The sequence below is a fragment of the Acinetobacter sp. CE-15 genome (assembly GCF_051059255.1).
Classification (GTDB): domain Bacteria; phylum Pseudomonadota; class Gammaproteobacteria; order Pseudomonadales; family Moraxellaceae; genus Acinetobacter; species Acinetobacter guillouiae.
Window position 1 is genome coordinate 879,475 of the sequence record NZ_CP192737.1, and the last position, 24,143, is coordinate 903,617.

Genomic DNA, 24,143 nt, shown 5'->3' on the forward strand with positions numbered 1-24,143 from the left:
ATGATTTACGTTTATGATTTTAAAACACAATCATTTAAAACACGATATTTTTAAGATCATAAACGTTTTGCAGTATTCAAAAATAATCTGCTTATTTAGCGTTGCTTGTTGTTGAGCGTTGCACACCGCCAAGGGATTCACAGGCTGTTTTATAAATATCGTATTGTTGTTGAACCACTTCATCGAGAGGAATTTTAAATAATTCATCTCCAGATTTATAGCGATCGACGTACTCAGTGGCTTTTTCTTTACTCACTGCAAGTGAGCGTTCATGATAAGTATTAATTGAACTATGGGCCAATTCTGCTGTTTCAATATTATTACATTGAAATTGGCTGAGCAGTTTTTCCGCAGTTTTAATTTCACTAGATGTGCCAAGTACACATCCTGTTAAGAGAATACTGGCACTTAACAAAAATGAGTTTTTCATCACAGATATTTAAGAAAAATGAGTGGCGGAATTGTAGGATGAATCGAGTATTAAAAATAGAGCCGCTCGAATATTGTTTTCACTTTAGTAACCAATTGCTGAATAAATAGCCAGCGAAATTTATTCAACTTTCTCTTTCTTTGTTAAAGCAATGATGTCAGTAATAAGAAACAACCTGAGGCAAATAATAAACTCAGCACCAATTGTTTAAATTGTTTTTCTGATATTTTATAAAACATTTGCGCACCAATCAGCGCAGGAATACTCACTGTAAGAATGATCAGTGCAAAATAGGGGAGATGGACCTTGTGGATGGTTCCTTGGCAGAGATAAATAATAATCGTAAACAACTGAATCGCAAAATTAAAATGTCTTAAAATATAACGCTGTTGTTGTTTAGGCAGATTTTTAAGCATCACCCAAGCTGATGGTGCTGCGCCACAAAAACCACCAAGACCACCTAAAATACCGCCAATAAAACCAATGCTTCCATCTGCAAGTTTTCCCAATGCTTGAATACGAGGAAACACAGGGGCAAAGAACATGGTCGGACACCAAATCACTAAAAATAATCCAAGGATGGTCTTAAAGGTATTTCCATCAATGAGGTGTAAAAGATAGGTACCGAGAGGTACACCGATTAATCCTGCAATGATATAAGGAAGCACTAGAGAAAACGGGAGTTGATGTTTTTGTTCTTTTCCCAATGCAATGATATGGCTCCATAGAGAAGCAAACACCACTAATGGCGCTGCCAGTTGTGGCGGTAATACCCAAATCCAAAAAGACATCGCAATCAAGGCAAAGGCAAAACCAGTTAAACCTTGGACAAAGCCTGCAATCATGGCACCGAGAATAAAAATAAACCAAGTCATTTTTAAATTAAACAAAACTGAATAGGGTTAGAGCATAGCATTGAGATAGTCGATCTTGGTTGAATCAGCTGATTTTAAAAGAAATCGTGAGTTTTCATCATGACTTATTGAGATAAGTATATCTGTATCGTTAACATCTATACCATTAAAAACGATCAGGTGTATTAGATCATGAATAAAAATCTATCCAATAAAAAGCCCCTGATGACAGAGGCTGGTAATTAAGGGATTATGAGGTCAGTTCTATTAGTCATTGCTTGGTTTTAAGGATTGCGTTAAACCATTAATATCACCGCCTTTAATGCCTAACTCATTCATTAAGCTATCAATCAGTGGAGCTTGAGAACGATAGCGCAGCGCACTATTGACCACTTGATCAGACAAAGCGATTTGATTTTGTTCACCAGATTCACCTGTTGTATTTGAACCTGCCATACCGCCTAAACCATTGACTTGAAGAATCTTGATATCATCAATATTTTCCATTGGTTTAACACTTTCACGAATGATTTCAGGCAAGTATTTCAATAAAGCTAAACGGATTTGCATCTCAACTTGTTCTGTTGAAAGCACATTGTTGGCTTCATTGACTGCACGTGTACCTTCAGCATCAACTTGATATTGCTTTTCTTGTGCCGCAGCAAGCAACATTTTTGCATCTGCTTCACCTTTGGCTTTTAGACGTATTTTTTCAGCATCCGCTTGTGCTGCAATACGGACTGCTTCAGCATCATCTGCAGCTGCTTGTTTAGCGGCTTCTGCAGCTACGGTAATCGCAATTGCATCTGTTTCAGCGACTTGCTTTGCAGCCACCAATTCAACGGCTTTTAAACGCTCTGCACGCTGAGTTTCACGAACAGTTGTCACTTCTTCTTCCGCTTTTACCGCTTGTGCACGTGCTTGGTCAGCCAACGCTTTGGCTTCAGATTCAGCACGTGATTTTTCAGCAATCGCAATTGCACGATCTTGCTCGGCCAATTCAATGGTTTTCTTCTGTTCGACTTGGGCTTTTTGGATCAACTGCGCTTTTTGAATATTTTCATTTTCAACATCACGTGCAGATGCAATACGCTTTAATTCGACTTCACGTTCAGCAGCAATTTGAGCTTCTTCTGCTTCACGTTTTTTTGCGGCTTCTTGTGTTGCAATTTCTGCCGATTGCTCAGCTTTACGAATGGCGATTTCACGCTCTTGTTGAAGTTTTGCATATTCTTCTTCACGTAGAATTTGCAAGCGTGCTTGTTCTGTTTCTAAGTTTTTTGCTTTAATGGCTAAGTCATTGTCTTGTTCAATGTCATTGCGTTTTTTACGGCGGTCTTCAATGGTTTCAGTCAGTTTGGTTAAACCTTCTGCATCGAAAGCGTTTTGAGGGTTAAAATATTCAAAACTGGTTTGGTCTAAACCTGTCAGTGAAACCGTTTCTAATTCTAAGCCATTTTTAAACAGATCTTCAGAAACCACTTGTTGAACTTTTTGAACAAAATCAACGCGTTTTTCATGTAGCTCTTCCATTGCCATTTCAGCGGCAACAGCACGCAGTGAGTCTACAAATTTACCTTCCACCAAATCTTTGAGTTCTTGTGGTGACATGGTTTTTTTACCCAAGGTTTGGGCAGCTGTTGCAATAGATTCAGCTGTTGGTTTAACCCGTACATAAAATTCAGCCATCACATCTACACGCATACGGTCACGAGTAATTAACGCTTGATCTGTGGCACGTTTGACTTCAAGACGAAGGGTATTCATATTGACGGGAATCACTTCATGTAAAACCGGCAATACAATTGCACCGCCATTTAAAATGACTTTTTCACCGCCAAAACCAGTACGGACAAAAGAAACTTCTTTACTTGAGCGTTTATACAGGCGGGCGATAATAACCCCGATGACAATCAGTGCCACCAATATAATGCCTGCTAAAACAAGGATTTGATATAAGTTTGAATTCAACATTTTATTATACCCAGGTTTGTTATTGAAAAATTAAAGTGGCGTTGCTTGAAAGCCTAGTTTTGTTCTTTGTGTCAAAATCACACTTTGACCTTGTTGAAAGATTTCATCTAATTCTGGTTCAACCAAAATATAATGGGTCTGTCCAAATTGATCGATGACTTTGGCTTGTGCAGGGTAGTTTTGTTTTGCTTCACCTAAAATAATCTGAGCAGTACGCCCAATCAGTTCATCACTGTGAATCGCAGTGGTTTCATCTTTCGGTAAAATTTTTGCAACGAGTGCTGCACACACTCGGACAATTGGCATAGATAAAAAAAGACTGGCTGGCGCAATCAACCAAATAGAAAAATAATTTCCAGTGAAATTGAAAAATATACTTTGCACAATAAAACCAAATAGCGCATAAACAGTCAGAAAAATGATCAACCAAACCAAGACGGGGACACGACCAAGATAGAGCCAATCTAACAGTTGCACTAAAAGGTTGTGATCTGTATGGATGTCTAGATCCGCATGATGGGTTTCTAACAGTTGATCTGGAATAAACTGGTCTAAAAAACCTTGTGAGGTTGATCCAATAATAAGGAGTAAACACTCCACAAGACCCAATAAAAACATCAGGCACAGACTGACACTAAATAGTAAGTTGGATGAGTGTGTAAATAATTCCCACATATTGTTCTACTCAAAATTATTGTTGCGCGTTTTTATAAATAAAATTTTTAATTTGAACTGAATAATTAAATGATCATCAGTTAATTCAATTAATAAATTAAGTTTATCGGTTTTGTCGTAGTATTGCAACAAAATATTTTATGATATTAATTAAAATCAATATCTTATAATTTAATATATTCTTTTATATTTTGAAAATTGCTTGAAAAGTAATGCTTGCATTTTAGCCAACTATTCCTTATAACTGATTGAGTTTACAGAGGGAACTGAAGACAAAAAAATACGCAATGATTGGGGTGATCACTGCGTAGAACAACGAATCTGCTTTCACAGTTCGGTTAAGGAGAAATGTTATGAACTTTGGGGATTGTTCATAACTTAAGTTTGATAGTAGAGGTTCCCCTCTGTAAATTCATTGGTATTCACGTAAACAAGTGTTAAATCTCGTAAACATGATTAAAATGTGAACAACATCAACTAAAAACAAGATGTTAATCAATGTTTTTAAACATATTATTTAAAATAAATAAATTTTGCGCTGCATTTCCCCGATTAATCTTTTCTCTGCTTTTTCATGCAAATGAGACAGTTTTTATCAGCTATTTTAGTTAAATTTGCTATCGTTCAAAGCTTAAATTGCAGCTTTCAAAAGTGCTGATTAGTCTATGCTATTGAACTCAATTTGCTATATCGCATCATGTTTGAGCTTGCTGATTGAGATGCTGAAATACGATTTTAAAAATCAATACGCTATAAACTGTGATTTAAAGCTAATTATTTAATTTTTAATGAATTTATATTGTTGTCGTAACAATTATGCAAAAAACAAAACAACAGCATTTTTTGTGAATTTTAATTCAAAAAATTATATTAAAGATTCTGTTCTCAATTTTAGTTCTGGTTTTGCTTGCAATCATGCCGTATTTTTTCATAATAGCCTTTCCTGTCTTGATTAGCTTTTTACCATGTCACCATTAGAAATATTCGCGGTTATTATCAGTATTATTGGTGTCACATTGACGATTAAGCGAAATATGTGGTGTTGGGTATTTAACTTCTTTGCCTTTGTTTTATATGCCTATTTATTCTTTGAATTTAAATTGTATGGTGAAACAATCTTACAAGTGTTCTTTATGGTGGTGAATTTTTATGGTTTTTATCACTGGCTAAAAGGCAAGCAGCAAGATCATGAGATTCGAATAGAGCCGATTGCCGTACAAACCGTGATTCTGCAAATGATCATCGCAGCTGCTGGAGGGGTAATATTTGGTTTATCGCTACACTATTTTACTGATGCTGCTTTGCCTATGTTAGATTCCCAACTGGCTGCATTTAGTTTATTGGCAACCTATTGGACCAGCCGTAAACATATTGCGACTTGGGTGCTTTGGGTCTTTGTTGATATCGTCTATGTAGGGATGTTTATGTATAAAGAATTATTCCTAACAGCTGCTTTATATGCAGCGTTTGTTGGACTGGCTGCATTTGGATGGTGGCAATGGGAACAGGTTAAAAAGAAACAATCGGCGAGCATGTATAAAGGAATTTAACATCATTATTTAAGGGGCTGCCATGATTATTGATTTTGTTCAAATACAAAAACAAAAGTTTGAAGAACTTGTTGAAAGAATCATGGCTCAACCTGAGCAATATCTCGACTTTGATTCAGTCTCTGATTTTTACAAAGCCCCATGGTTAGATCAGTTCCCACAGGGCACAATGTGGAGCACTTCTGGTTTGGATGATGGCGCAGAAGAATTTTGTATTCAGATCAAATATAGAGCGCTGATTTTTAATATAGAAATTCAATCAACGTCTATCGGTTTAAAATTTAACAGTAAAACTATCAGAGTTTATAAAAAAATATAAAGCCAAGTTTTTTGGTTAAGCCTTTGAAAAAATATTTTATTTAAATCAAGCTTAAAACTGAATTCAAATGATTTTTGGGTGGTGCTGACACATTGATGTGTGCACTGAATTTAAATGACCATATTGATGGTGTGCAGTTTAAAACAGTATGACAATCAATACAGTGATTTAAGCCAATCTCATTGGATATTTCCAGTTTTTATTCTGCTAAAATGATGTTTCAAATTGTGAGCTTTAAAATTGATTTTTTGAGTATGTTTAAATATAGGTTAAAAATAAATTAGGATAAATTAACAATAAAATTATAAAGGTGAAAAATCTTGTTTTTAAAGTATTTGTATCTAACTTGGCGTATAGCCTAAAATAAGTTAAATGTTGACGGATATATCCAGTAAAATAAAAAACGATTCAATTCTGTCAGCGGAAAAACTTTTTTTTATTGAAATATTGGGAAAAAATTAAAGTTAAAATTGATAAAATAAATATGATAAAATGATTGCTCTTCAGAAAACATTTGCAAATAATATAAAGGATTAATATTCTAATCGTCAGGTTTATTTAGAATAAAAATCTATATTTTAGAAATACACTTATATAAAATTACTGGAGTGTTATATTTAACTGATGAGCAAAGATAAATAAAGCGACAGATAGAAGTTCACAATTTTATGGATTGGTTATTATATGGAACAAAAAAGTAGGATGGCAACACAGTCCTCAACGGAACACTTTATGCATGATGTCATGATCATGAATTGGAGTAATCTTAAGAAGTGTAGCCTTGTTCTATTCTTAGGCGGTATTGCTGTTTTATTGTGGATTGTATGGTGGTTTTTTAGCAACGCTCAAGTTGAGCTACAGGCTTGGATTAATCAAGATTTTTACCCTATTTATCTACGATTATTATTTTTTGCAGCAATTGGTTTCTTTGCACTTATTTTTATTATTCGTGCTTTAAATAAAAATTCTATTTTTGAAATTATAACTCCGTATATAACCATCGGATATTTTGGTCTTATCTTTGTTTTTGGTGCGCATTGTATTGGCATTTTTAGCCCAGCATCGGTTGCTGGTTATGTCAGCTTGGTCACGGTTGCATTGGTATTATTTGAACGAAAAGTGGTGTATATAATCGTCATTCCAATCACTTGTTTTATGTTAATCAGCCTTGGATTAAGTCTGATGCATAAAATAGCCTATGCACCAATTTTTAGTGAACACTTACAATCCATGTCGGTATATAAAAATACATTTTGGGTGTTTTGCATGTTGTATTTTTATATTCCGATCTTTTTAGCAAGCCTGATTTTATTTGAAATTCTTTTGACTCAGTGGCGTAAAAGAGAGCAAATGATTCAGCAAATTAGTGTACTCGATCCGCTTACAGGTATTTATAACCGGAGGAGAATTGGTGAGAATATTGACCTATTAAAACAACAACAAAGTTCTTTTGCGATCGTGTTATTAGATTTAGATTATTTTAAGAGTGTTAATGATCAATATGGGCACGATATTGGGGATGCTGTTTTAAAACAGGTTGCAAAAATTTTAACTGAAAATATTCGTGAGCAAGATGTTGTTGGGCGATTTGGAGGCGAAGAGTTCATTATTCTCATGAGTAATGGCGCATTAGAAAATGCGATGAGTCTTGCTGAACGATGTCGCCAAGCAATAGAAAAGGAAAAAATTCGATTAGATCATCAGCAGACCATCAAAGTGACGGCAAGTTTTGGTGTTGCAGTATCAACGAATCCTTTTTTAACAACAAAAGAGGAGTTGATTCGTCAGGCTGATCAAGCCTTATATCTGGCAAAAAACAATGGGCGTAATCAGGTTTGTCATTTCTTTGAAATAGAGCTTACCCATTCATTTGGATACAAACAACACCGTTAAACCCTTTCAAATTTTTTGCGATAAATGACACTTGTGATAAGGGTAATTAGACAAAGCACAACAATATAGTACACAGCACCAATATCGCGATATAAACTCAACCATTGTACCAATGGTAGGGTTAAGCCACCTGCAATTGCGTATGCAACATTGTATGAAAATGAAATTCCTGAAAAGCGAATTGGGGCGGGAAACATCTTGACCAAGCTATAGGAAACCACACCGACTGTGCCAGAAAATAGCCCCAGCAACATGTACAGTCCGAAGATCGTTGAATGAGCGGCATGCCCTAAACTGTAATAAAAAAGACCTGCAGTGATTGCCACACTGAGAGATCCTAAACAAATTACGCGCCCAGCACCAAAACGATCAGCGAGAAAACCTGCCAATATACAACCCAACATTTGCATCAGAATTGCCATGCTTTGCATTTGAAATGCATCCGCACGTGGAAAGTTAAAGGTGGTGGTCAGTAAATTTGGGGTAGATAGGATAATCACCACAACACAACCGGTCAAAAACCAAGTAAACAGCATTCCAATGACAACGGCAGATTTATGGGATGCCAAAACTTGTTTGATGGGTAGATCTTTTGAGAGTTCTTTACGCGCCTGCATCGCTTTAAATACTGGGGTTTCTTTCAAATAACTTCTTAGATATAAGGCAATTAATCCAAAAACTCCACCGACTATAAATGGGAGACGCCAAGCCCAAGCATGGATTTCTGCTTCGCTAAACTTAAGCGAAATAAACAGCGACATCAAAGCGCCCAGTAAGATCCCCAGTGACAAACCTGCTGTAAGCAAACCATTGGCAAAACCAATTTTCTTTGTTGGTACATGCTCTGAAACAAATGTCCATGCTGCGGGTATTTCTCCACCAATCGCAATGCCTTGAACCACGCGCATCAACAACAGTAGCAGTGGAGCAGCTAAGCCAATGTCTGCATAAGTTGGCATTAGACCGATAAACAAAGTGGGGAGTGCCATCAATAATATGGATAAACTAAACAGGCGTTTACGTCCGACGAGATCACCAAAATGCGCCATGATCACTCCACCTAAAGGACGGAAGAAATATCCTGCGGCAAAAATTCCGTAAGTATTCAGCATTGCCCAAAAAGGACTTAAAGAACTAGGGAAAAATAGTTCAGCAATGATTTTTGCGTAAAATACATAAATGACGAAATCATAAAATTCGAGCGCACCGCCCAGAGAAGACAATGCAAGCGTTCTTTTTGCTTCCTTATTGAGGCCCAATTTTTCGTCCATGATGCTGCAATGCCTTAAAAGAGATATTGAATGTGAATGTAATCATTTTAATTGACTATTTTTTACTTAAAAAATCAATATTTATTTTTATGCATCCTACTTATTTTTATAGGTGATCGAGGCAATTTAAAAATCATTTTTGCTTTAAAAGCATTGTAATCAGGTAAATTCTTATAGGTATAAATACTGATTATTTACATGCGAATCAACCACGGGATAACACTCAGAATAATACCGCATACAGACATAATCATTGTATTTTCAATAAAATAAGGGAAAATCATTAAAGTAATCCCACAGATAAAAGGCATGTTCATTCGCTGTCTTTTCCCATAGATAAAATAGCCTAAGCCAATTGAGCTAAAGATCAAGCCTAAGAATAGGGGTGCTGTATTCATTATTTTCAACGATAGACTAGACGCTTGTTATTTACACGATCATGATTAAAAATGGCTTAAAAGACAAGCTGTCATTTGGCTTAGGTAAATAGAAATTCATTTGTACATAACCTACATATTTTTGCACAATAATTGAATTGGAAAGCGCATTTCAAATGCTACACTCATATTTATTTAATTTACATTTGATCAAGGTACAAGATAATGAGTGCCGTGTTACCTGTCGCCCAACGTGGTGAAGACGTTTTAAAATTAATCGCAGCGCCTGTGGCTGAGGCTGAGTTTTCAAGTACTTGGCTAAACGAATTATCCAATGCCTTACAGGCCACCATGTTAGAGCGTAATGGTGTTGGGATCGCCGCACCACAAGTCTATGTTTCTAAACGGGTGATTATTGTTGCTTCAAGAGCGAATCCTCGCTATCCAGACGCACCCGAAATGGATGCAATCACAATGATTAATCCTGAAATCTTAGAGAAATCTGAACAGACCATCTTGGGTGAGGAAGGATGTTTAAGTGTGCCGAATGAAAGAGGGCAAGTGGCTCGTGCTGAAGCAGTTACTGTACAATTTTTTACGCTGACTGGCGAAAAGATTATTCAGCAATTTCATGGTTTTCCTGCACGCATTGTGCAACATGAAATCGACCATTTAAATGGAATACTGTTTGTTGAAAGACTTTAAACTGAGCAAGCTTGGCTAAAAATTATCTTGAATTTTATCTTTAATTTTAGCCAAGCTTTTCTAAGCAGAGTTGTTAATTGGATATTGTTAATTGGACTTCGCGCGCTGCAAAGCACCATTCCATAAGCTTAAATGATATTGTCTTTGGTCTGCGCTCATCTTCGGCTCAAAAGCACGATCTAATTGCCAAGATTCGGAAATTTCACTGAGATTATTAAAAACACCTGCCTTTAATCCTGCCAATGCAGCAGCACCCCAAGCGGTAGATTCCAAAAGTTTAGGGCGTAGCACAGGTACATTTAAAATATCTGCCTGAAATTGCATTAGCATATCATTTTGGCTTGCGCCACCATCCACACGCAATTGTTTTAAGGGCTGTGCGATATCCGATTGCATTGCAGTTAATACATCAGAAACTTGGAATGCAATGGATTCTAAGGCAGCTCTGGCAATATGTGATTTATTGGTTCCACGTGACATTCCACAGAGTAAAGCGCGCGCTTCACTGTCCCAATGTGGCGCTCCTAAACCTGTAAAGGCTGGAACCAAAACGACACCATCTGTAGTGTCAACTTGGCAAGCTAACTTTTCAACTTCAGCACTATTTTTGATAATTCCTAAACCATCTCTTAACCATTGCACAATCGCACCAGCCATAAATACACTGCCTTCTAATGCATAATGAGATTGGTCTTGGCACTTCCATGCTAAGGTGGTGAGTAATTTATTTTTGCTATATTGAATATCTGTTCCTGTATTGAACAGCATAAAACAGCCTGTCCCATAGGTGTTTTTGGCTGTTCCAGCTTCAAAACATGATTGCCCAAAGAGTGCAGACTGTTGATCACCTAATACGCCACAAATTGGAATTTCCGCGCCAAGAAGCCCTGTGGCGGTATTGGCAATATAACAATCGGATTGGATAATTTTAGGCAGAACACTCGCTGGGATATTAAATAATTCAATTAATTCCGCATCCCATTGCTGTGTTTTTAAATCCATCAACATGGTACGTGAAGCATTACTTGCCTCGATGACGTGTTCGGAACCTTGGGTTAAATTCCAAATCAACCAACTGTCGACTGTACCGAATGCTACATGATTTTGTTCAGCCAGTGCTCTTAAGCCTTGCACATTTTCCAATAACCAAACCAGTTTTCCAGCACTAAAATAAGGATCGATTCTTAATCCTGTTTTTTTGTGAATTTTTTCAGATAAATTGTTTTGAACTAACTGATTGCACCAGTCTGTAGCGCGGCGGTCTTGCCAAACGATGGCAGGGGCAAGTGGTTTACCTGTTCGCTTATCCCAAACTACAGTGGTTTCACGTTGGTTGGTTAAACCCAGTGCTTTAATGTCTTTGGCCAATAGTCTTGCCGATGCGATTGCTTGCTGTACGACGGTGATTTGTGTGGTCCAAATCTCCATGGCATCTTGCTCAACCCAGCCCGAATGTGGGGTTTTAATTTGGGTTTCCCGTTGAGCAGAGGCATATACCTTTCCGTGCTCATCGAAGATAATTGCTCTGCTAGAGGTCGTTCCTTGATCAAGTGAGAGTAAATAGCTCATCTTTTTTATATTTGTCCCTTGAAAAATAGTGATAGTAGCGCAATTATAGAACTAGGCGCATCATTTGATATAAATGTAGTGAATTATCTGCTTAATTTGCAACAATTATGTTATGATGGCCGTGTTATCTGGGGATGTTATTGGCTTCGACGCCGATGATGAAGCTCATAGATGCATGCCGAGAGCGCATTTTCTCTCGTAAATCAAATTTGCATATTTTAGTCGCAAACGACGAATCTTACGCTCTAGCTGCCTAAGGGCAGCTTGTCCGCTTCACTGAATACTTGTGGTCAGTGGACCCGACTGTAGCGCACGCACACAAGTCCGTATAAAGTCAAGCCTCGGGGCTTTATACTAAACTTAGAGGATCGCGTTTTGTACCCTGTTCGTCGGGTCACTTAATGTTAAAATAATTGACGATATCTAAGCATGTAGTATTCTCGAGTGTAGTGTTGGCGGACGCGGGTTCAACTCCCGCCATCTCCACCAAATTTGTAAATCATGATCTGTCACTTAGTTATACGATGTATCATGAAACTTAATAAAGCCTTGAAATTTAACAGTTTCAGGGCTTTTTTAATGCCTGAATATCTATCATGGACATAGACAGGCATTATTTGAAAATCACGCACTATCACTATATGATGTTACACAGGTGTGACACGCGTGTAACAGGTGAACTATGCTTTCAGACTCACAAGTAAAAGCTTTAAAACCAAAAGAAAAAAGATATTCACTTGCAGATGGTGAGGGTTTGTCAGTTGATGTATTTCCTACAGGTAAAAAGAAATGGATCGTTTCATACCGGGTTAATGGAAAACAGACTAGAAAGAATTTAGGTGAATACCCTGAGCTAGGGTGCAAAGACGCCCGCCAGTTAGCTCGTCAGTGTAAAGCTGAAGCACAAGGCAAAATGCTAAATTCACCATCAGTAAATGCTGTGATTGAAGAGTGGCTTAAACTGATGACGCCGCGTTGGTCCAGTAAAAAGTACATAGATACAGTTATTTATAGGCTGAATTATATTACTGAAGATTTTAAAAATCAGCCGATTGATGAAGTTGATAGAAAAATAATCGTTAAGAAAGTAAAAGAAATCGTGAATAAGGGAACACTAGAAACCGCAAAACGTTCACTACGATTACTAAATGAAATCTTTAACTTTGCTATTGCTTCAGATTATACGCAAAAAAATCCATGTACTTTGATTTCTGATGTTATCCCACAGCAAACCGTTCGTAATATGCCAAGTCTTGATGCAGAGCAGATGCCTGAGTTTTGGAACCGTGTAACACATAGTAATGTTACACCAGAACTGTTACACGCACTTAAACTCGCATGTTACACAGCCGTTCGTATTTCTGAGTTACTTCAATCGCGTTGGGATAGTGGCGAAATAGATTTAGAAAATAGACAGTGGGTGATTCCAGCATCTCGAATGAAAATGCGTAGAGATCATGTTGTACCTTTGACTGATCAAACTTACACGCTATTTAAAGAACTATATGATCATAAGACGGATAATGGTTATATCTTTAAGCACACTCGAAATCCTGGTGAGCATGTCCGATCTGAAAGTATTTTAGCAATCATCAAGCGAAATGGTTATGCAGGGCAGATGGTTACACATGGTTTTCGATCTTTATTCTCTACCCACACAAATAACTCAAAACTATTCAGACCTGATGTAATTGAATACCAAATTGCGCACGTTCCCAAAGATCGTATTCGCGGTATTTACAACAGAGCTGAATATTGGGATGAAAGGGTAGAGTTGATGAAGTGGTATTCAGAGCAAGTTGATCGTTGGATGAAAGGCGCTAATTAAGCGCCTTCCTTCAATATTTCTTTTTTCATCCTTAGCAAAGTTGAAGCTGTATATTTCTTTTGAACTCCAAACTCCTGATCAGGTGGATACTTCTCTAAATAGTATTTTTTGAAAGTATTTAGACACACACCTAATTCACTCGCTACTTGCGTCATAGAGTACCATTTCATAAACCTTGCTCCTTTTCTTCTAAAACCCATTTCAACATTTTAATTTGAGCCAAAATTTCTCCCAGCTTTCCAAGCATTAAATCAAATGCAAACTCATTGCCTTCTTTTTGATATTGATCTCGACGCATTACCGTAGACATCATTTCTACATTGAGCTCTTTGAGTTTAGATCGAATACCTATGTGATTTTTCACGCCACTTCCCCCAATGCTTTCCGAATATCCTTTGGCAAATCATCACTCATTTGATTATTCACAATAAAATCCGTAAGAATGTGATAGAACAAAGTGGTTTGATCTGCATCTAATTCAACTGTAAAGCCATTCCCACTGATTACACGTGGAGCTAACTGTTCAGCTAAATCTGATATGTAATCAATGTCATCATTTGAAATTGGTTTACTCATGCTGCAATTCCTTTCTTATCAAGTAATTCAGCCAAAACATATTGTGCTGTTTTTGCTTTGGCCAACATTTGTTTTTCTTTGATTGCATCACGTTCAAAACGAAGCGTAGTCACACGTAATGCTTTGTCGATATGATTTACTTCATGCAGATTGTCATCTTCATAGCCAATCAATTCGTATGGTGTATCAACTAAGCAATGTGCTAGTTCAGCTTGGTTTCTATCCCATAGGTGCATGTAGGCTAAGAGTTGCCATTCATACGCTGTTTTACCGCCTAGCTTCAATTGGTAGGGGTGAGTTGCTTTAGACCAAGAAGATTTGATATCAATGATTAGGCTGTTTTCCATATCATCAATGTCGCATTCGCCAGTGATTAGTTCTGAGTTTTTACGTTCAGTATTTTTCACATAACTTGTGAAGTTATAACTGTTATAAAGATCAATAGAATCTTGCTCAACAATGCGTCCTTTTTCGACCATGTTAAAACTTAAATCCTCATCCCAATCTAAAGCAACTTGTGATGCTAAGCACTCAAGATATGTATATGCGCCACTGCTTAAAGTATCTTTTTCAGGGTAGGGCATAATCCTCCCCATCGATGAAGCTCTAATTAGTTTCATTCTTCTTCACTCCATTTAATTGACTAAGCTGATCTTGAGTTAAGGCATATCCAGCAACTATTTGCTCAATGGTGTAATGTCCTGATTCAACTGCTTTCAATGCTTTATCGAACTGCTGCGGGGTAATTGGATGCAATACTTTCTGAACGTGTGGTACTTCTTTTCTGACTCGCAAACAAGCAACGATTTCACCAGCAACTTTTACAGATGACTCAAACACTGTGATTGATTTTCCAGCCCAATCCTCTAAATATGGACCATACATTCGTTCAATGGTTTTACAGTTGGTTCGGTTAAGAATCATAGGTTTTGAATTTACGAGTTGTGCGACAGTACATTCTTCTTTTTTACCTCCGTCACCAATAACAATTTCACGACCTACTGAACGGATCGTGATAGTCAGATCCTGCCCATTTGGGAGGCAATAAACACCTAAATATTTAGGATTAATTAATTGCTTCCAGTGCGTTCTATTTTGAACTTGAGAATTCATCTCTTTCTCCTAAGCCACTAATTCATAAACACTTGACTTAACGAAAGTTTTAATTTCATTAATTTTCTCAAGTTGTTGGTTTAAAACATAAATTTGTAAACTGTCTTGATGCTTACTGGCATTTAATAGAACTGATTTACTAAAAACCAATTCATTGTTTTCTATCTTGTGAATCCAAACTGATTCAGATAAATCTAAAGTTTCAAAGCCATACAAAGTGCAGGTTATTTTTAATTGCTTGATGGCTTTCTTAATTTTTGCTTTTAAGCGCGAAACCTCAATTTCATAGAGTTTCATAACAATCTCTCCTGAACTTCTTGCTCGATAGCTTCTTTTAGAACATCCCAATTTTGTGGATTAATATAAAAATGATCGAGTAAGCCATCTTCGTTGTATGCCTTGATATCGCATAGTTCTTCAATATCTGCATCTTTCCAAGTTTGAAAGCCATCCCCATCTTTGAAGTAACGAGCATTAAATTTCACTTCCAAACAAAACTCATCATTCTCAGTAAAGAAGTCTGCTTGACCTTGATCTAAACTGATTTCGTCAAGTCTGAAAGGTGGCTTGATGACTACTGGCAGTGTGAGTAGGGGCATATTCATTGTTTTTACCCCTGATACAAAGCTAAGTAAGCCATTGAGAAGAATAGAGTGAAAATAATTGCGAATAGAAAGAGGCTTTGGATACGACTCCAAATCTGACGCTTAATGATTTGATCTATCGTCAGTAGACGTTGTGGTTTTTTGTGTGACATAATTACCTCGTACTGAGTACAAGCCCACTTCTGATTTGCCGTCTAAGTGGGCTTTTGTTTGTGTATGAGATAAATATAACTTTAGTTATTATTATAGTCAACACTATAGTTATAAAAAATATACTTATAGTTATATTTGTATTTTAATAGACAAAAGAAAACCCACATAGGGCGGGTTGTTTTGATATTTTGGTATTAGCACTGAATATTGTATCTAGCTTTATACGAATCGATTGTTTTTAGAATATCTGTACTGGTATCAACATCTGCAGGCTCAGCTAGCTTTAGATAAATCGGAAGGTATTCTTGTTTATAGGTAATAGGAAATTCCTCACAAATAACTTTTTTACGTTCTTCTATAGATGTTGTTGGGGCTGCCAGAGTCCCAAGATACGATGTAATTTTCAGATCCACTTCTTTATATACCTCAAGAAGCTGTTCACGTTCAGGTGAAATTTGCTCTGGTTCATCGCAACCGAATATAGAAAAAGTTAATAAACATAAAAATGATACAGTTTCCATAAGGTAGATTCTTCTTAGGATTTTGTTTGGTGAAAGTAAACCGATGTAGGGGCAAATTAGATATTATTTTTACCAAATAGGCATTTTAAATAGCCTTCCATTTTGCCCATCATCATGTAAGGTTAATATAATTTCATTAGAAGAGAATACAGGATTATCTATTGTTGATAACTCTGAAACTTCAGACTCAATTGTAGTAATAATAATTTGGATACCGAATTCTGTATATTTTCTCAATACATTTAAGGTATTTCTTTTTTTGCGAATATCTAGATTATCAAAAACACCATCTATATATAAAAATTTAGGATAATTTTCATTTATATATGTTCGAGCCACTGCAAGATCAAAAGCAAAACATAATAACTGTCTATAAGAGTGCCCATCACCTTCACTTGTATCTATGCCTTTTTTATCTCTATATGTCGCATCAAATTCGAAGTTACCTTCATTGTTAAGATATACTGTTATACTACCTTCTTTATCTAAAATTTCACTTATTATTTCATTAAAGTAGATTCGAATTTTTGAAAAAGTACTATTAATATCCTCATTTACATTTTGGACATTAATCTGCATTTTACTTTGAATATCATCTAATTCTTTATTTAAATCTCTTTTATTTTTCTCTAACAGTAATACTCTATCTATTACTTCCTTTTGCTTATTTAAAAACTCAATATCGCCTTTTATTTGAGCCAGTTGATTATTAGATTTTTTGAACTTTTGAACAACTTCTGTCTCACCAAGGAAATTTATTTGTTTTGAACGCTCTTGGTTTAATTTAACTAATTGATTTATGGTTTCTTCCAACTCTTTCTTTAAATTTATTAGTTCCTCATTTAGATATGATTTTCTTTCTTCAGTAATTATTTTGTTGAAACTGATAAGCTGATCAAAATCCTTAGTTATTTGCTCAGGGAATAATATTGATGCTTCTGTAAATAATTTTTTAACTTTATTAGTGTCAAATTTTATTTCTTCAATATTAAGAGAATCTTCAATTCTACTAATATTATTCTTGATGGTGTATTCAGCCATATTTAACTGAGCAATTGTTACATCAAGATTATCCACTAACTCTTCAATTTTTTCTTGATCAAGTGGGGTGAAATTAAATTCATCAATAAATTTTTCAAGATTTTCTAACTCATTATTTCGGATTAATATTTTTCCATCAATACTACTCAATTCTTCATTAAGATTTTGATAGTTTTTAGAATGAGGCTTAATTTTTTCTTCAATCTTAGAGATTTCAGATTGCTTTTCATAGTTGGTAGTAGCTAATTCTCCTTTGAAGCCTAATAAGTCAGCCATATAAGGTTTCCAATATAGATCTTTACCTTGATGTTTCTGCAATTTAAAGACATTATTAAAATCATCTTGGGTACGAATGAGGTAACCTAAAATTTGTCTATAATTCCAATTCTTTAAAACATCAAAGTTTAGCCAACCATCCAATAAATTTTTAGCTTGATCAAAGGTAACTTTATCATGATTCCACTCATCATCTGCTAAATTTGAAAAGTCCTGAAATTTCTCTTTATGCAGTTTAAAGCTAATTCTAGTATTAGTCTCGACAGGCCGCTTAATTGTTAGAAACTGCCCATCATTTAACTCTATCTCTAAAAAAAAGATAAAACATTTAAAAGTATCAAATTTTTTGAATAAAAACTGTTTAGGATGCCTTTGAGCGAGAAACATGAAATCCAAAAGCTTGGCAAGGGTTGTTTTACCAAGATTGTGTGTATCTTTTTTATAGTTTTCAGGATGTTTAATTTGGCCGAGTACAACATTGAGTCCACTTTGGAACTCAATTGGTAAAAATAAAGTATGTTGATTACTATACAATTTAGATAGCTTCATGTGATTTCTCTGTGTACTCTATAGAGTCTGTTTTAGCACGATACTCAACCAAACCTAAGAGATACAAAAAGTCTAGGGCAGGTAAAAACAGAAATTCACCACTTGTGATTTTACTTTTTATAAATACAAGTAATTCATCGTATTTCATAACACGTTGTGAACTAAGCTTATCTAGCATTAGATAACTTGCATAAATCAAAGTTTTATCAGGGTGATTGTGCTTACTAGGTCTAATCATCTTCAGATGTCCCAATATCACAATGCCAATACATATAAAATACCATAATCCGAGTTAGCTTAATATTTGTTGATAAAATATAGTCTCTACTCAATAGAAGCTCAACTAAGTCATTGAAAATTTCATCAAAAAGTATCCCATTTTTTACTTGCTGCTTAGGCATGACAAAACGTAATTGGAATTCTTCAACTGCTTCATAGTATAGATCATTTAGTGATGAATTCTGAGGATCATCGAGAAAAGATGCTACTTGATGTGCATAGCTCATATAATTTCGATTAAAAAATGCTACCAACTCCTTAGTGATATTATTAAGTTCATTTTTTTTCTCGTATGTTGTTCTCTCTACTGGAGTAAACTCGTGACTTTTAATTGTTTTATTAAATGTTTTAGAAAAATGTTCAATTACTTCAGCTAACTGGTCTGGCCTGATGATTGGTGAAATAGTTAAGGGGGTTAAATTAACTATATTCACAATATATTGAAATCTTGCTAACCATTTATCTAGATCATCTATACCCAAAATAGCAATATTTTCAGGCGGTAATCCTGTTTTTTCAGCTATATATTTTTTGATAATTGGTTCAGCACCGCCAGTGAGTTTACGGTTAGCAAAAAGCATATAATTATCAAGTTCTTTATTTTCTATGAGCTTAATGATTTTTGCAATTTCTTCATCTACGATGCAACTTTTAGAGTTCTCACTATAAAAATCTGATTCTAAAAAATGTTTGTTAATTCCAGTTGTATGCTTGGCCTGTATAATTGTTGTACCGCTCCAAGGAGATGATCTGCTAGGATAAATATTTGCAGTGCCTATGAACTTTCCATCTTTTCCACTATCAGCACCTTTAGAAAACCCTTGAACCCCTTCTCCTAAAATCTCACAACATATTAATACAACTAATTTTTCAAAATCACTGTCATGTATATCGTGATATTGGTACATCATGCCAATTTACCTTTTATAAGAATAATTGCTTTGTAGAAATTTACGTAGAATGTATTAACTCACATCCCTATGCAACCCAAAATAATTTAAGGATTGTGTTGGGTTCGCTGTTTATTTATCTAGCAAATAAACATTGCTTTAGGCTTTTTATGCCTCAGAATACGTTTCTAAAAACTCATCTATCCATCCTTGTGCTACTTCTAGATTGGTTATATCTGTTAGCTTTAGATTAGTTTCTTCTGCTTCGTTAAAACCTTCAATAATTGCTTCAAAGATATTTGCTTCAGTAATGACCTCACGTGCAATTTCCGCAGCGTCATAGCTTTGCTTAGCTTTTTTAAGCGAGGCTATTTGTTTATCAATTCCTGCGCCAATTTTAGCTAATGCCAATTTAAATTCTTGACGATTAATTGTTAGCGCAGTTTTGTATTTATTAAGTGTTGCGATCATAACATTCTCTTTTATTTAAGAAATTTTAATTATCCAGCACGCCAGAATTGACGCCCCATTATTTTAAAATTAGAACCATTGTCTTCAGTTACCACTTTGTCTCTGTACTTCTCATTTAAACTATGAAGAATCAATGAGCCATCAGCTTCTTTAAATATCTGCTTAATCATGCCTTCTCCAGCAAAATAGAAAGCATAAATCTCACCATCAATGATCTCTGTTTGGGCTAAATTAATTCCTACTAAATCGCCGTCTTTAATGAAGTCAGCCATGCTATCGCCCTTGGCCTTAATGATCTTCATTGTTTTTTCTGTAACACCTTTATCTTTCATAAATGCAGGGGAAAAAGGGAATTTCCCATTTATGACATCAAAATGGAATTCAATTGACTCGCCAGCACCACAAGAAAAATTAGCCTCTACAACATCAATCCAAATAAAATCATTGTCTGATCCATGCTCAACAACAGTTGGTTTATGCACATCTTTAGCTTCAAAAGAATCACTTTCATTACCTGTAGTTAGCCAGAAAGGGTCGACCCCTAAAAATTGAGCAATCATTGGTAGAAATGCTGACTTTTGGTTTCTGCCAGATTCAAGCGCCTGGTAAGCAGGTTGAGAGATTTTTACTGCTTCAGCTACTTCCGCTTGTGTTTTACCAGCGATCTTTCTTGATTCTTTTAAACGATCTTTAAGCGACATAAACAAGTACCTCTATTTTATAACAATATATAACCTAGGTTATAAGTAATCAAATAACTATAATTATTGACTAGCAATAACTATAGTTATAATATTGGTTATATCTTTTGGAGATATAACTATGAGTAAGCAAACTAATAATAAGTTTCAGCTACTTGTTCAGCATTTTGGTAGTCAAGAAAGCACTGCTAATGCTTTGCAAGTAAAACAGCCAGCAGTTTCAGCTTGGGTCAGAGGCACAAAAAATATGTCCGAACTTGTAGCCATGCGAGCAGAAAAAGCAACCGATGGAAAATTTAAAGCAACAGAGTTGTGTCCATCTTTAAAAGAATTCCAACCTTTAAGCGCTTAGGAACCACCATGAGCAAAGTATCTATTGAATTAAGTGCAAGAGCCAGAAATACCCACACACAAATCTTGCAACGTCTTGCAGTGATAGTTAACAGCACACTTGCAGACGAATTAGGACTAGACGCATCTTGGCTATCTAAGTTTAAGAATGAACGTAAAAACAATGGTTTGACTGATCTTGAAACTATTTGCGTGATGTTGGACAAACTTGGAGTTCAAGTTATTCCAGAAACTTACGAGTGTTATGAGAGGAAGTTCGTGGAAGCGATTTTCTTTTTAGCTCGAATGCAAATTACACATTCTGGTGACGTTAACGACTATCAATTTGCGTCTATAGCACCACGATTAGCGGAATTTGGGTATTAAAAAACCACTGCCAGCGACAACTGGAGTGGTTTCAATTCATCAATTAGGAACCAATGAATATGAAAACAAATTTAGCACATGAACCGCCGATCCTACAAGGAGAGCTGGTTCAGTTTCCAAAAAAAGAGCGACAAGCTATGTCGGAGAAGAAATTCAATTATGTGAATGGGATTCGCTCAGTGGATCTACATTCCACAACAAAACTTGTTGGTATCATCTTAGCGACTTATGCGGATTATGAAACAGGCATTTGCTATCCAACAATTCAAACACTCATGGCTGACTCAGGGCTGTCAAATAGGGTTGTTTGTCATCATCTTCGTGAACTTGAAAAAGTGGGTTTGCTTGTTGCAAAAAGAGCAAAGGGACGAAACACGAAGTACAAATTTATTGCTGAAAATATCTCTAAAGCAGTGACGCAGAGTCACCAGTTACGGAAAGTCACCAGTGACTTTGATGACATAGAAGCAGTGACTTTAATACATGAAGCAGTGACTTTAAGCACACAAAGCAGTGACGCAGAGTCACACAAACATTTAATAACTACCATTAACTATAAGGAACAACCAGTTTGTATATCAGAACCTGAAAAAACTCAAAACAAGATCGAAGTAAAAAAATCAAATTTAGGAAAAGCCAAAACTACAATTCCTGAAAACTTCGAAATCAGTGTTCAAGTTCAAAAATGGGCGAATGAGAAAAATTTCAAACATCTTGAACAACACCTTGAGTATTTCATTAGCAAGTGTGAGGCAAACGGGTACAAGTATTTAAATTGGGATTCTGCATTCAAAACAGCAATTCGTGATGATTGGGCAAAACTTAACACTGTACAACAACAGCCGTATCAACCAAGACAACAAGCTCAACAGGTTCCTTTGATTGGATCAAACAAAAAACAATCTGAACGAACTGTAAGCACAATTGAAGTTTTGGAGGTTCGAAATGTTTGATTCAACTTTTCCAAGAAAATGGGCTGAAGAAATTGTTTCTCGTATGCAGAGATACTACCGAGCTAAGTTTTCAAACACTTTCCCGATTCGACCTGAACAAACTGCAAAAGAATACGAAAGTGATCTTATCGACGATGCTTGTGAAGTTTTTGAGGGTTTAAATCCTAACGATATCAAACGTGGTTTGGCACGAATGAAACGGTCAACATTCTGTCCTACTTTTCCAGAATTCGCAGGGTGGTGTGAACCTCAAACTGACAACTGGTTAGGTGCTCATGAGGCTTGGTCAATTGCTGAAAAATCTATTGGTTTTGATGGCGAGGAATTGACTGTGATCTGGACTGAGCAAATGTCTACGGCATTCAGTCGCTGTGAAGAATTGGTCAAGACTGGAGACAAGTATCAACGAGCTGAAGCGAAGAAAATCTTTTGTGATGCGTACGATCGTTTAGTGACTCAAGCAAAAGATCAAGGGTTAAAACCAGTCTATATCACTAGTTTAGGAACCAACAAAGATCAACAAATCACAGCAATTCAACAAGCAGAGTTGGAGGGATTTTTAACTGCATCAATTGCACAGGCTCAATTAGAACACAAGCAAACTGAGGCTGAGATCCAAGCTGATGCTGAGAAGTATAAAACGACAGCTCAAAAAGCATTGGAAAAGCTTGGTCCATTAATCAAACGCAATGTGAACAAGATGAAACCTGAGCTTAAGGACGTTCAGCCATGGGAAGAGGTGGAAGAACAGCATATTGATCCGTTCGACGATATGGAGCAGTACAAAGCGAGATTGGCACAAGACGGCAAGCCTGTTCCTAACGTGATCAGAAACTATGAAATGACTCTTGCTCAGATTGTTGAGGAGCGTAGAGCAATGATGCAAGGGGAGTGGGTATGAGCGTTCAAGTACAAGTAACTGAAATTAATGAACAACAAATGCAGTTCACAGTAATGGCTAACAACAATGGTCAATTGCTTTTGAAACGTGCATTCAAATTCAACACTAAAACAAGAAAGCATATTGAATCTGTTATTCGCAAAGAGCTTAAAACATTTGATAAACCAAGCTATGGCGGTATTGAGATTGAATTCATGTGCCGTATTGGAGGGTTGTCATGAGAGATAAAAATGATAGTCAGACTCTTGATTGGTTAGAAGAAATAGGCGTTGCTCAATACGGAGCAATAATTAATCACGGTACTGTTTACGCATACAACAAACACAAATGCCGTTGTGAATTTTGCAAAGAAGCGAAAGCAATAAGTAATCAGCGGTCTGCACTTAAAGCAAAAATGAAAGCTCAGGTTAATTTCATGGGGATTACTGCATGAGAAGAATTACAGAAATCTTTGATCAAATGCTGGATGTTTTGATTTTCATCACATTCAATTCTCGTGCAGTAAACCGATACGACATTACAGAAAAAGTTTTGGATAAAGAAATCAGAACAGCACAACGATATTTAAGAGATTTAGAACAGCTAGGATTTATTAAAAGTAAGCGCCGTAAAGGATATAACACAACGATCTTTTATGAACCTACCAAGAAAGCAAAAGAGTTATTTAAGGTGGCACTATGACAACTATAAACAACGATGCAAAGGAATTTAAGAAAGGTGATCTCGTCATTGCTCCAATTCTTGATGGGGTTTTTGTTGGGAAGATCATAGATTATCGAAGTGACATTGATAAATTTGATGTTCTTGGTACAACACATTGGGATTGGTACAACAAGTCACAGCTTCGTCATGCTGAAACCAAAGCAGGGCATAGTTTAGATGATGTCACTGATCATGTTACAGACATTCGCAATCACGTAAGTCCAAGCACAATGGTGGTGGATTTATGAGT

General features: G+C 36.1%; 33 protein-coding genes and 1 other RNA gene. 14 read left to right on the forward strand and 20 right to left on the reverse strand.

Annotated elements, in window-relative coordinates; genetic code table 11:
- Positions 1-91 precede the first annotated feature (91 nt).
- From ACQ7EO_RS04180 to ACQ7EO_RS04195, 4 genes are all read right to left on the reverse strand, one after another.
- Positions 92-430 carry a hypothetical protein gene (locus ACQ7EO_RS04180; RefSeq protein ID WP_034614080.1) on the reverse strand — a complete coding sequence of 113 codons (339 nt, stop codon included), beginning with the start codon at positions 428-430 and terminating at the stop codon, positions 92-94.
- A 143-nt stretch (positions 431-573) separates the two neighbouring features.
- The gene (locus ACQ7EO_RS04185; protein WP_004817531.1) at positions 574-1,305 is read right to left on the reverse strand and encodes a sulfite exporter TauE/SafE family protein; all 732 of its coding nucleotides are present in this window, start codon (positions 1,303-1,305) and stop codon (positions 574-576) included.
- Between the two features lie 246 nt (positions 1,306-1,551).
- Positions 1,552-3,258 (reverse strand): flotillin family protein, encoded by a 1,707-nt coding sequence (locus ACQ7EO_RS04190; RefSeq protein ID WP_105714682.1) that lies wholly within the window; start codon positions 3,256-3,258, stop codon positions 1,552-1,554.
- Positions 3,259-3,288: 30 nt separating this feature from the next.
- Positions 3,289-3,933: a YqiJ family protein gene (locus ACQ7EO_RS04195; RefSeq protein ID WP_270386389.1), complete on the reverse strand. Its 645-nt coding sequence runs from the start codon at positions 3,931-3,933 to the stop codon at positions 3,289-3,291.
- A gap of 965 nt (positions 3,934-4,898) precedes the next feature.
- Between ACQ7EO_RS04195 and pnuC the strand changes: the two genes are divergently transcribed.
- The 3 genes from pnuC to ACQ7EO_RS04210 all read left to right on the forward strand — a co-directional run bounded on the left by pnuC (position 4,899) and on the right by ACQ7EO_RS04210 (position 7,695).
- On the forward strand, positions 4,899-5,483 hold the full coding sequence (gene pnuC, locus ACQ7EO_RS04200; RefSeq protein ID WP_034614071.1) for a nicotinamide riboside transporter PnuC: 585 nt from the start codon (positions 4,899-4,901) through the stop codon (positions 5,481-5,483).
- Between the two features lie 22 nt (positions 5,484-5,505).
- Positions 5,506-5,802 carry a hypothetical protein gene (locus tag ACQ7EO_RS04205; protein WP_034614068.1) on the forward strand — a complete coding sequence of 99 codons (297 nt, stop codon included), beginning with the start codon at positions 5,506-5,508 and terminating at the stop codon, positions 5,800-5,802.
- A gap of 732 nt (positions 5,803-6,534) precedes the next feature.
- A complete protein-coding gene (locus ACQ7EO_RS04210) occupies positions 6,535-7,695 on the forward strand; it encodes a GGDEF domain-containing protein (RefSeq protein ID WP_434279589.1) in 1,161 nt (386 codons plus the stop codon).
- On the opposite strand, the gene ACQ7EO_RS04215 is transcribed toward ACQ7EO_RS04210, so the two are convergent.
- Together ACQ7EO_RS04215 and ACQ7EO_RS04220 are read right to left on the reverse strand one after the other, a co-directional pair.
- Positions 7,692-8,966, reverse strand: a complete 1,275-nt coding sequence (locus ACQ7EO_RS04215) for an MFS transporter (RefSeq protein WP_434278933.1) — start codon at positions 8,964-8,966, stop codon at positions 7,692-7,694. The two genes, ACQ7EO_RS04210 and ACQ7EO_RS04215, sit on opposite strands and share 4 nt — an antisense overlap.
- 194 nt (positions 8,967-9,160) lie before the next feature.
- A complete protein-coding gene (locus tag ACQ7EO_RS04220; RefSeq protein ID WP_004723627.1) occupies positions 9,161-9,364 on the reverse strand; it encodes a hypothetical protein in 204 nt (67 codons plus the stop codon).
- Positions 9,365-9,568: 204 nt separating this feature from the next.
- Here ACQ7EO_RS04220 and def point away from each other — a divergent pair, with 204 nt between their 5' ends.
- On the forward strand, positions 9,569-10,048 hold the full coding sequence (def, locus tag ACQ7EO_RS04225) for a peptide deformylase (protein ID WP_034614064.1): 480 nt from the start codon (positions 9,569-9,571) through the stop codon (positions 10,046-10,048).
- 87 nt (positions 10,049-10,135) lie between these two features.
- On the opposite strand, the gene glpK is transcribed toward def, so the two are convergent.
- The gene (gene glpK, locus ACQ7EO_RS04230; protein WP_034614061.1) at positions 10,136-11,617 is read right to left on the reverse strand and encodes a glycerol kinase GlpK; all 1,482 of its coding nucleotides are present in this window, start codon (positions 11,615-11,617) and stop codon (positions 10,136-10,138) included.
- A gap of 130 nt (positions 11,618-11,747) precedes the next feature.
- On the opposite strand from glpK, the gene ssrA reads away from it, so the two are divergent.
- Positions 11,748-12,106: a transfer-messenger RNA gene (gene ssrA / locus ACQ7EO_RS04235) on the forward strand.
- A 193-nt stretch (positions 12,107-12,299) separates the two neighbouring features.
- On the forward strand, positions 12,300-13,445 hold the full coding sequence (locus tag ACQ7EO_RS04240; RefSeq protein WP_434278934.1) for a tyrosine-type recombinase/integrase: 1,146 nt from the start codon (positions 12,300-12,302) through the stop codon (positions 13,443-13,445).
- Here ACQ7EO_RS04240 and ACQ7EO_RS04245 read toward each other — a convergent pair.
- From ACQ7EO_RS04245 to ACQ7EO_RS04305, 13 genes are all read right to left on the reverse strand, one after another.
- Complete coding sequence (locus ACQ7EO_RS04245) at positions 13,442-13,615, reverse strand: hypothetical protein (protein ID WP_171252532.1); 174 nt, start codon at positions 13,613-13,615, stop codon at positions 13,442-13,444. The genes ACQ7EO_RS04240 and ACQ7EO_RS04245 overlap by 4 nt on opposite strands.
- A complete protein-coding gene (locus tag ACQ7EO_RS04250) occupies positions 13,612-13,809 on the reverse strand; it encodes a hypothetical protein (RefSeq protein WP_303577975.1) in 198 nt (65 codons plus the stop codon). Before ACQ7EO_RS04250 ends, ACQ7EO_RS04245 begins: the two co-directional genes overlap by 4 nt.
- A complete protein-coding gene (locus ACQ7EO_RS04255) occupies positions 13,806-14,021 on the reverse strand; it encodes a hypothetical protein (RefSeq protein WP_434278935.1) in 216 nt (71 codons plus the stop codon). The genes ACQ7EO_RS04250 and ACQ7EO_RS04255 overlap by 4 nt, the downstream gene beginning before the upstream one ends.
- A complete protein-coding gene (locus ACQ7EO_RS04260; RefSeq protein WP_434278936.1) occupies positions 14,018-14,641 on the reverse strand; it encodes a hypothetical protein in 624 nt (207 codons plus the stop codon). The genes ACQ7EO_RS04255 and ACQ7EO_RS04260 overlap by 4 nt, the downstream gene beginning before the upstream one ends.
- Entirely contained in the window at positions 14,628-15,134 is a 507-nt protein-coding gene (locus tag ACQ7EO_RS04265) for a hypothetical protein (protein WP_434278937.1), read from the reverse strand. Before ACQ7EO_RS04265 ends, ACQ7EO_RS04260 begins: the two co-directional genes overlap by 14 nt.
- 9 nt (positions 15,135-15,143) lie before the next feature.
- Positions 15,144-15,431: a hypothetical protein gene (locus ACQ7EO_RS04270; RefSeq protein ID WP_434278938.1), complete on the reverse strand. Its 288-nt coding sequence runs from the start codon at positions 15,429-15,431 to the stop codon at positions 15,144-15,146.
- Positions 15,428-15,739, reverse strand: a complete 312-nt coding sequence (locus tag ACQ7EO_RS04275) for a hypothetical protein (RefSeq protein ID WP_303577970.1) — start codon at positions 15,737-15,739, stop codon at positions 15,428-15,430. Before ACQ7EO_RS04275 ends, ACQ7EO_RS04270 begins: the two co-directional genes overlap by 4 nt.
- A 347-nt stretch (positions 15,740-16,086) precedes the next feature.
- Complete coding sequence (locus ACQ7EO_RS04280; protein WP_434278939.1) at positions 16,087-16,413, reverse strand: hypothetical protein; 327 nt, start codon at positions 16,411-16,413, stop codon at positions 16,087-16,089.
- Between the two features lie 69 nt (positions 16,414-16,482).
- Positions 16,483-18,279 (reverse strand): DUF2326 domain-containing protein, encoded by a 1,797-nt coding sequence (locus ACQ7EO_RS04285; protein ID WP_434278940.1) that lies wholly within the window; start codon positions 18,277-18,279, stop codon positions 16,483-16,485.
- A complete protein-coding gene (locus tag ACQ7EO_RS04290) occupies positions 18,266-18,517 on the reverse strand; it encodes an ABC-three component system middle component 8 (RefSeq protein WP_434278941.1) in 252 nt (83 codons plus the stop codon). Before ACQ7EO_RS04290 ends, ACQ7EO_RS04285 begins: the two co-directional genes overlap by 14 nt.
- Positions 18,510-19,469, reverse strand: coding sequence for an ABC-three component system protein (locus ACQ7EO_RS04295; protein WP_434278942.1), 960 nt, complete (start codon positions 19,467-19,469; stop codon positions 18,510-18,512). Before ACQ7EO_RS04295 ends, ACQ7EO_RS04290 begins: the two co-directional genes overlap by 8 nt.
- A gap of 147 nt (positions 19,470-19,616) precedes the next feature.
- The gene (locus ACQ7EO_RS04300; RefSeq protein ID WP_434278943.1) at positions 19,617-19,919 is read right to left on the reverse strand and encodes a hypothetical protein; all 303 of its coding nucleotides are present in this window, start codon (positions 19,917-19,919) and stop codon (positions 19,617-19,619) included.
- Positions 19,920-19,948: 29 nt separating this feature from the next.
- On the reverse strand, positions 19,949-20,620 hold the full coding sequence (locus tag ACQ7EO_RS04305; RefSeq protein WP_327857664.1) for an XRE family transcriptional regulator: 672 nt from the start codon (positions 20,618-20,620) through the stop codon (positions 19,949-19,951).
- A gap of 121 nt (positions 20,621-20,741) precedes the next feature.
- Here ACQ7EO_RS04305 and ACQ7EO_RS04310 point away from each other — a divergent pair, with 121 nt between their 5' ends.
- The 8 genes from ACQ7EO_RS04310 to ACQ7EO_RS04345 are packed head-to-tail and all read left to right on the forward strand — an operon-like array spanning position 20,742 to position 24,141.
- Positions 20,742-20,972 carry a Cro/CI family transcriptional regulator gene (locus ACQ7EO_RS04310; protein WP_096734592.1) on the forward strand — a complete coding sequence of 77 codons (231 nt, stop codon included), beginning with the start codon at positions 20,742-20,744 and terminating at the stop codon, positions 20,970-20,972.
- Positions 20,973-20,980: 8 nt separating this feature from the next.
- Positions 20,981-21,337 carry a hypothetical protein gene (locus ACQ7EO_RS04315; RefSeq protein WP_434278944.1) on the forward strand — a complete coding sequence of 119 codons (357 nt, stop codon included), beginning with the start codon at positions 20,981-20,983 and terminating at the stop codon, positions 21,335-21,337.
- A gap of 59 nt (positions 21,338-21,396) precedes the next feature.
- Positions 21,397-22,290 (forward strand): helix-turn-helix domain-containing protein, encoded by an 894-nt coding sequence (locus ACQ7EO_RS04320; protein ID WP_434278945.1) that lies wholly within the window; start codon positions 21,397-21,399, stop codon positions 22,288-22,290.
- Entirely contained in the window at positions 22,283-23,191 is a 909-nt protein-coding gene (locus tag ACQ7EO_RS04325; RefSeq protein WP_434278946.1) for a hypothetical protein, read from the forward strand. The genes ACQ7EO_RS04320 and ACQ7EO_RS04325 overlap by 8 nt, the downstream gene beginning before the upstream one ends.
- Positions 23,188-23,412, forward strand: a complete 225-nt coding sequence (locus ACQ7EO_RS04330) for a hypothetical protein (protein ID WP_419820061.1) — start codon at positions 23,188-23,190, stop codon at positions 23,410-23,412. Before ACQ7EO_RS04325 ends, ACQ7EO_RS04330 begins: the two co-directional genes overlap by 4 nt.
- Positions 23,409-23,624 (forward strand): hypothetical protein, encoded by a 216-nt coding sequence (locus ACQ7EO_RS04335; protein WP_434278947.1) that lies wholly within the window; start codon positions 23,409-23,411, stop codon positions 23,622-23,624. Before ACQ7EO_RS04330 ends, ACQ7EO_RS04335 begins: the two co-directional genes overlap by 4 nt.
- On the forward strand, positions 23,621-23,872 hold the full coding sequence (locus ACQ7EO_RS04340; protein ID WP_434278948.1) for a hypothetical protein: 252 nt from the start codon (positions 23,621-23,623) through the stop codon (positions 23,870-23,872). Before ACQ7EO_RS04335 ends, ACQ7EO_RS04340 begins: the two co-directional genes overlap by 4 nt.
- Positions 23,869-24,141, forward strand: coding sequence for a hypothetical protein (locus tag ACQ7EO_RS04345; RefSeq protein WP_434278949.1), 273 nt, complete (start codon positions 23,869-23,871; stop codon positions 24,139-24,141). Before ACQ7EO_RS04340 ends, ACQ7EO_RS04345 begins: the two co-directional genes overlap by 4 nt.
- Positions 24,142-24,143 lie beyond the last annotated feature (2 nt).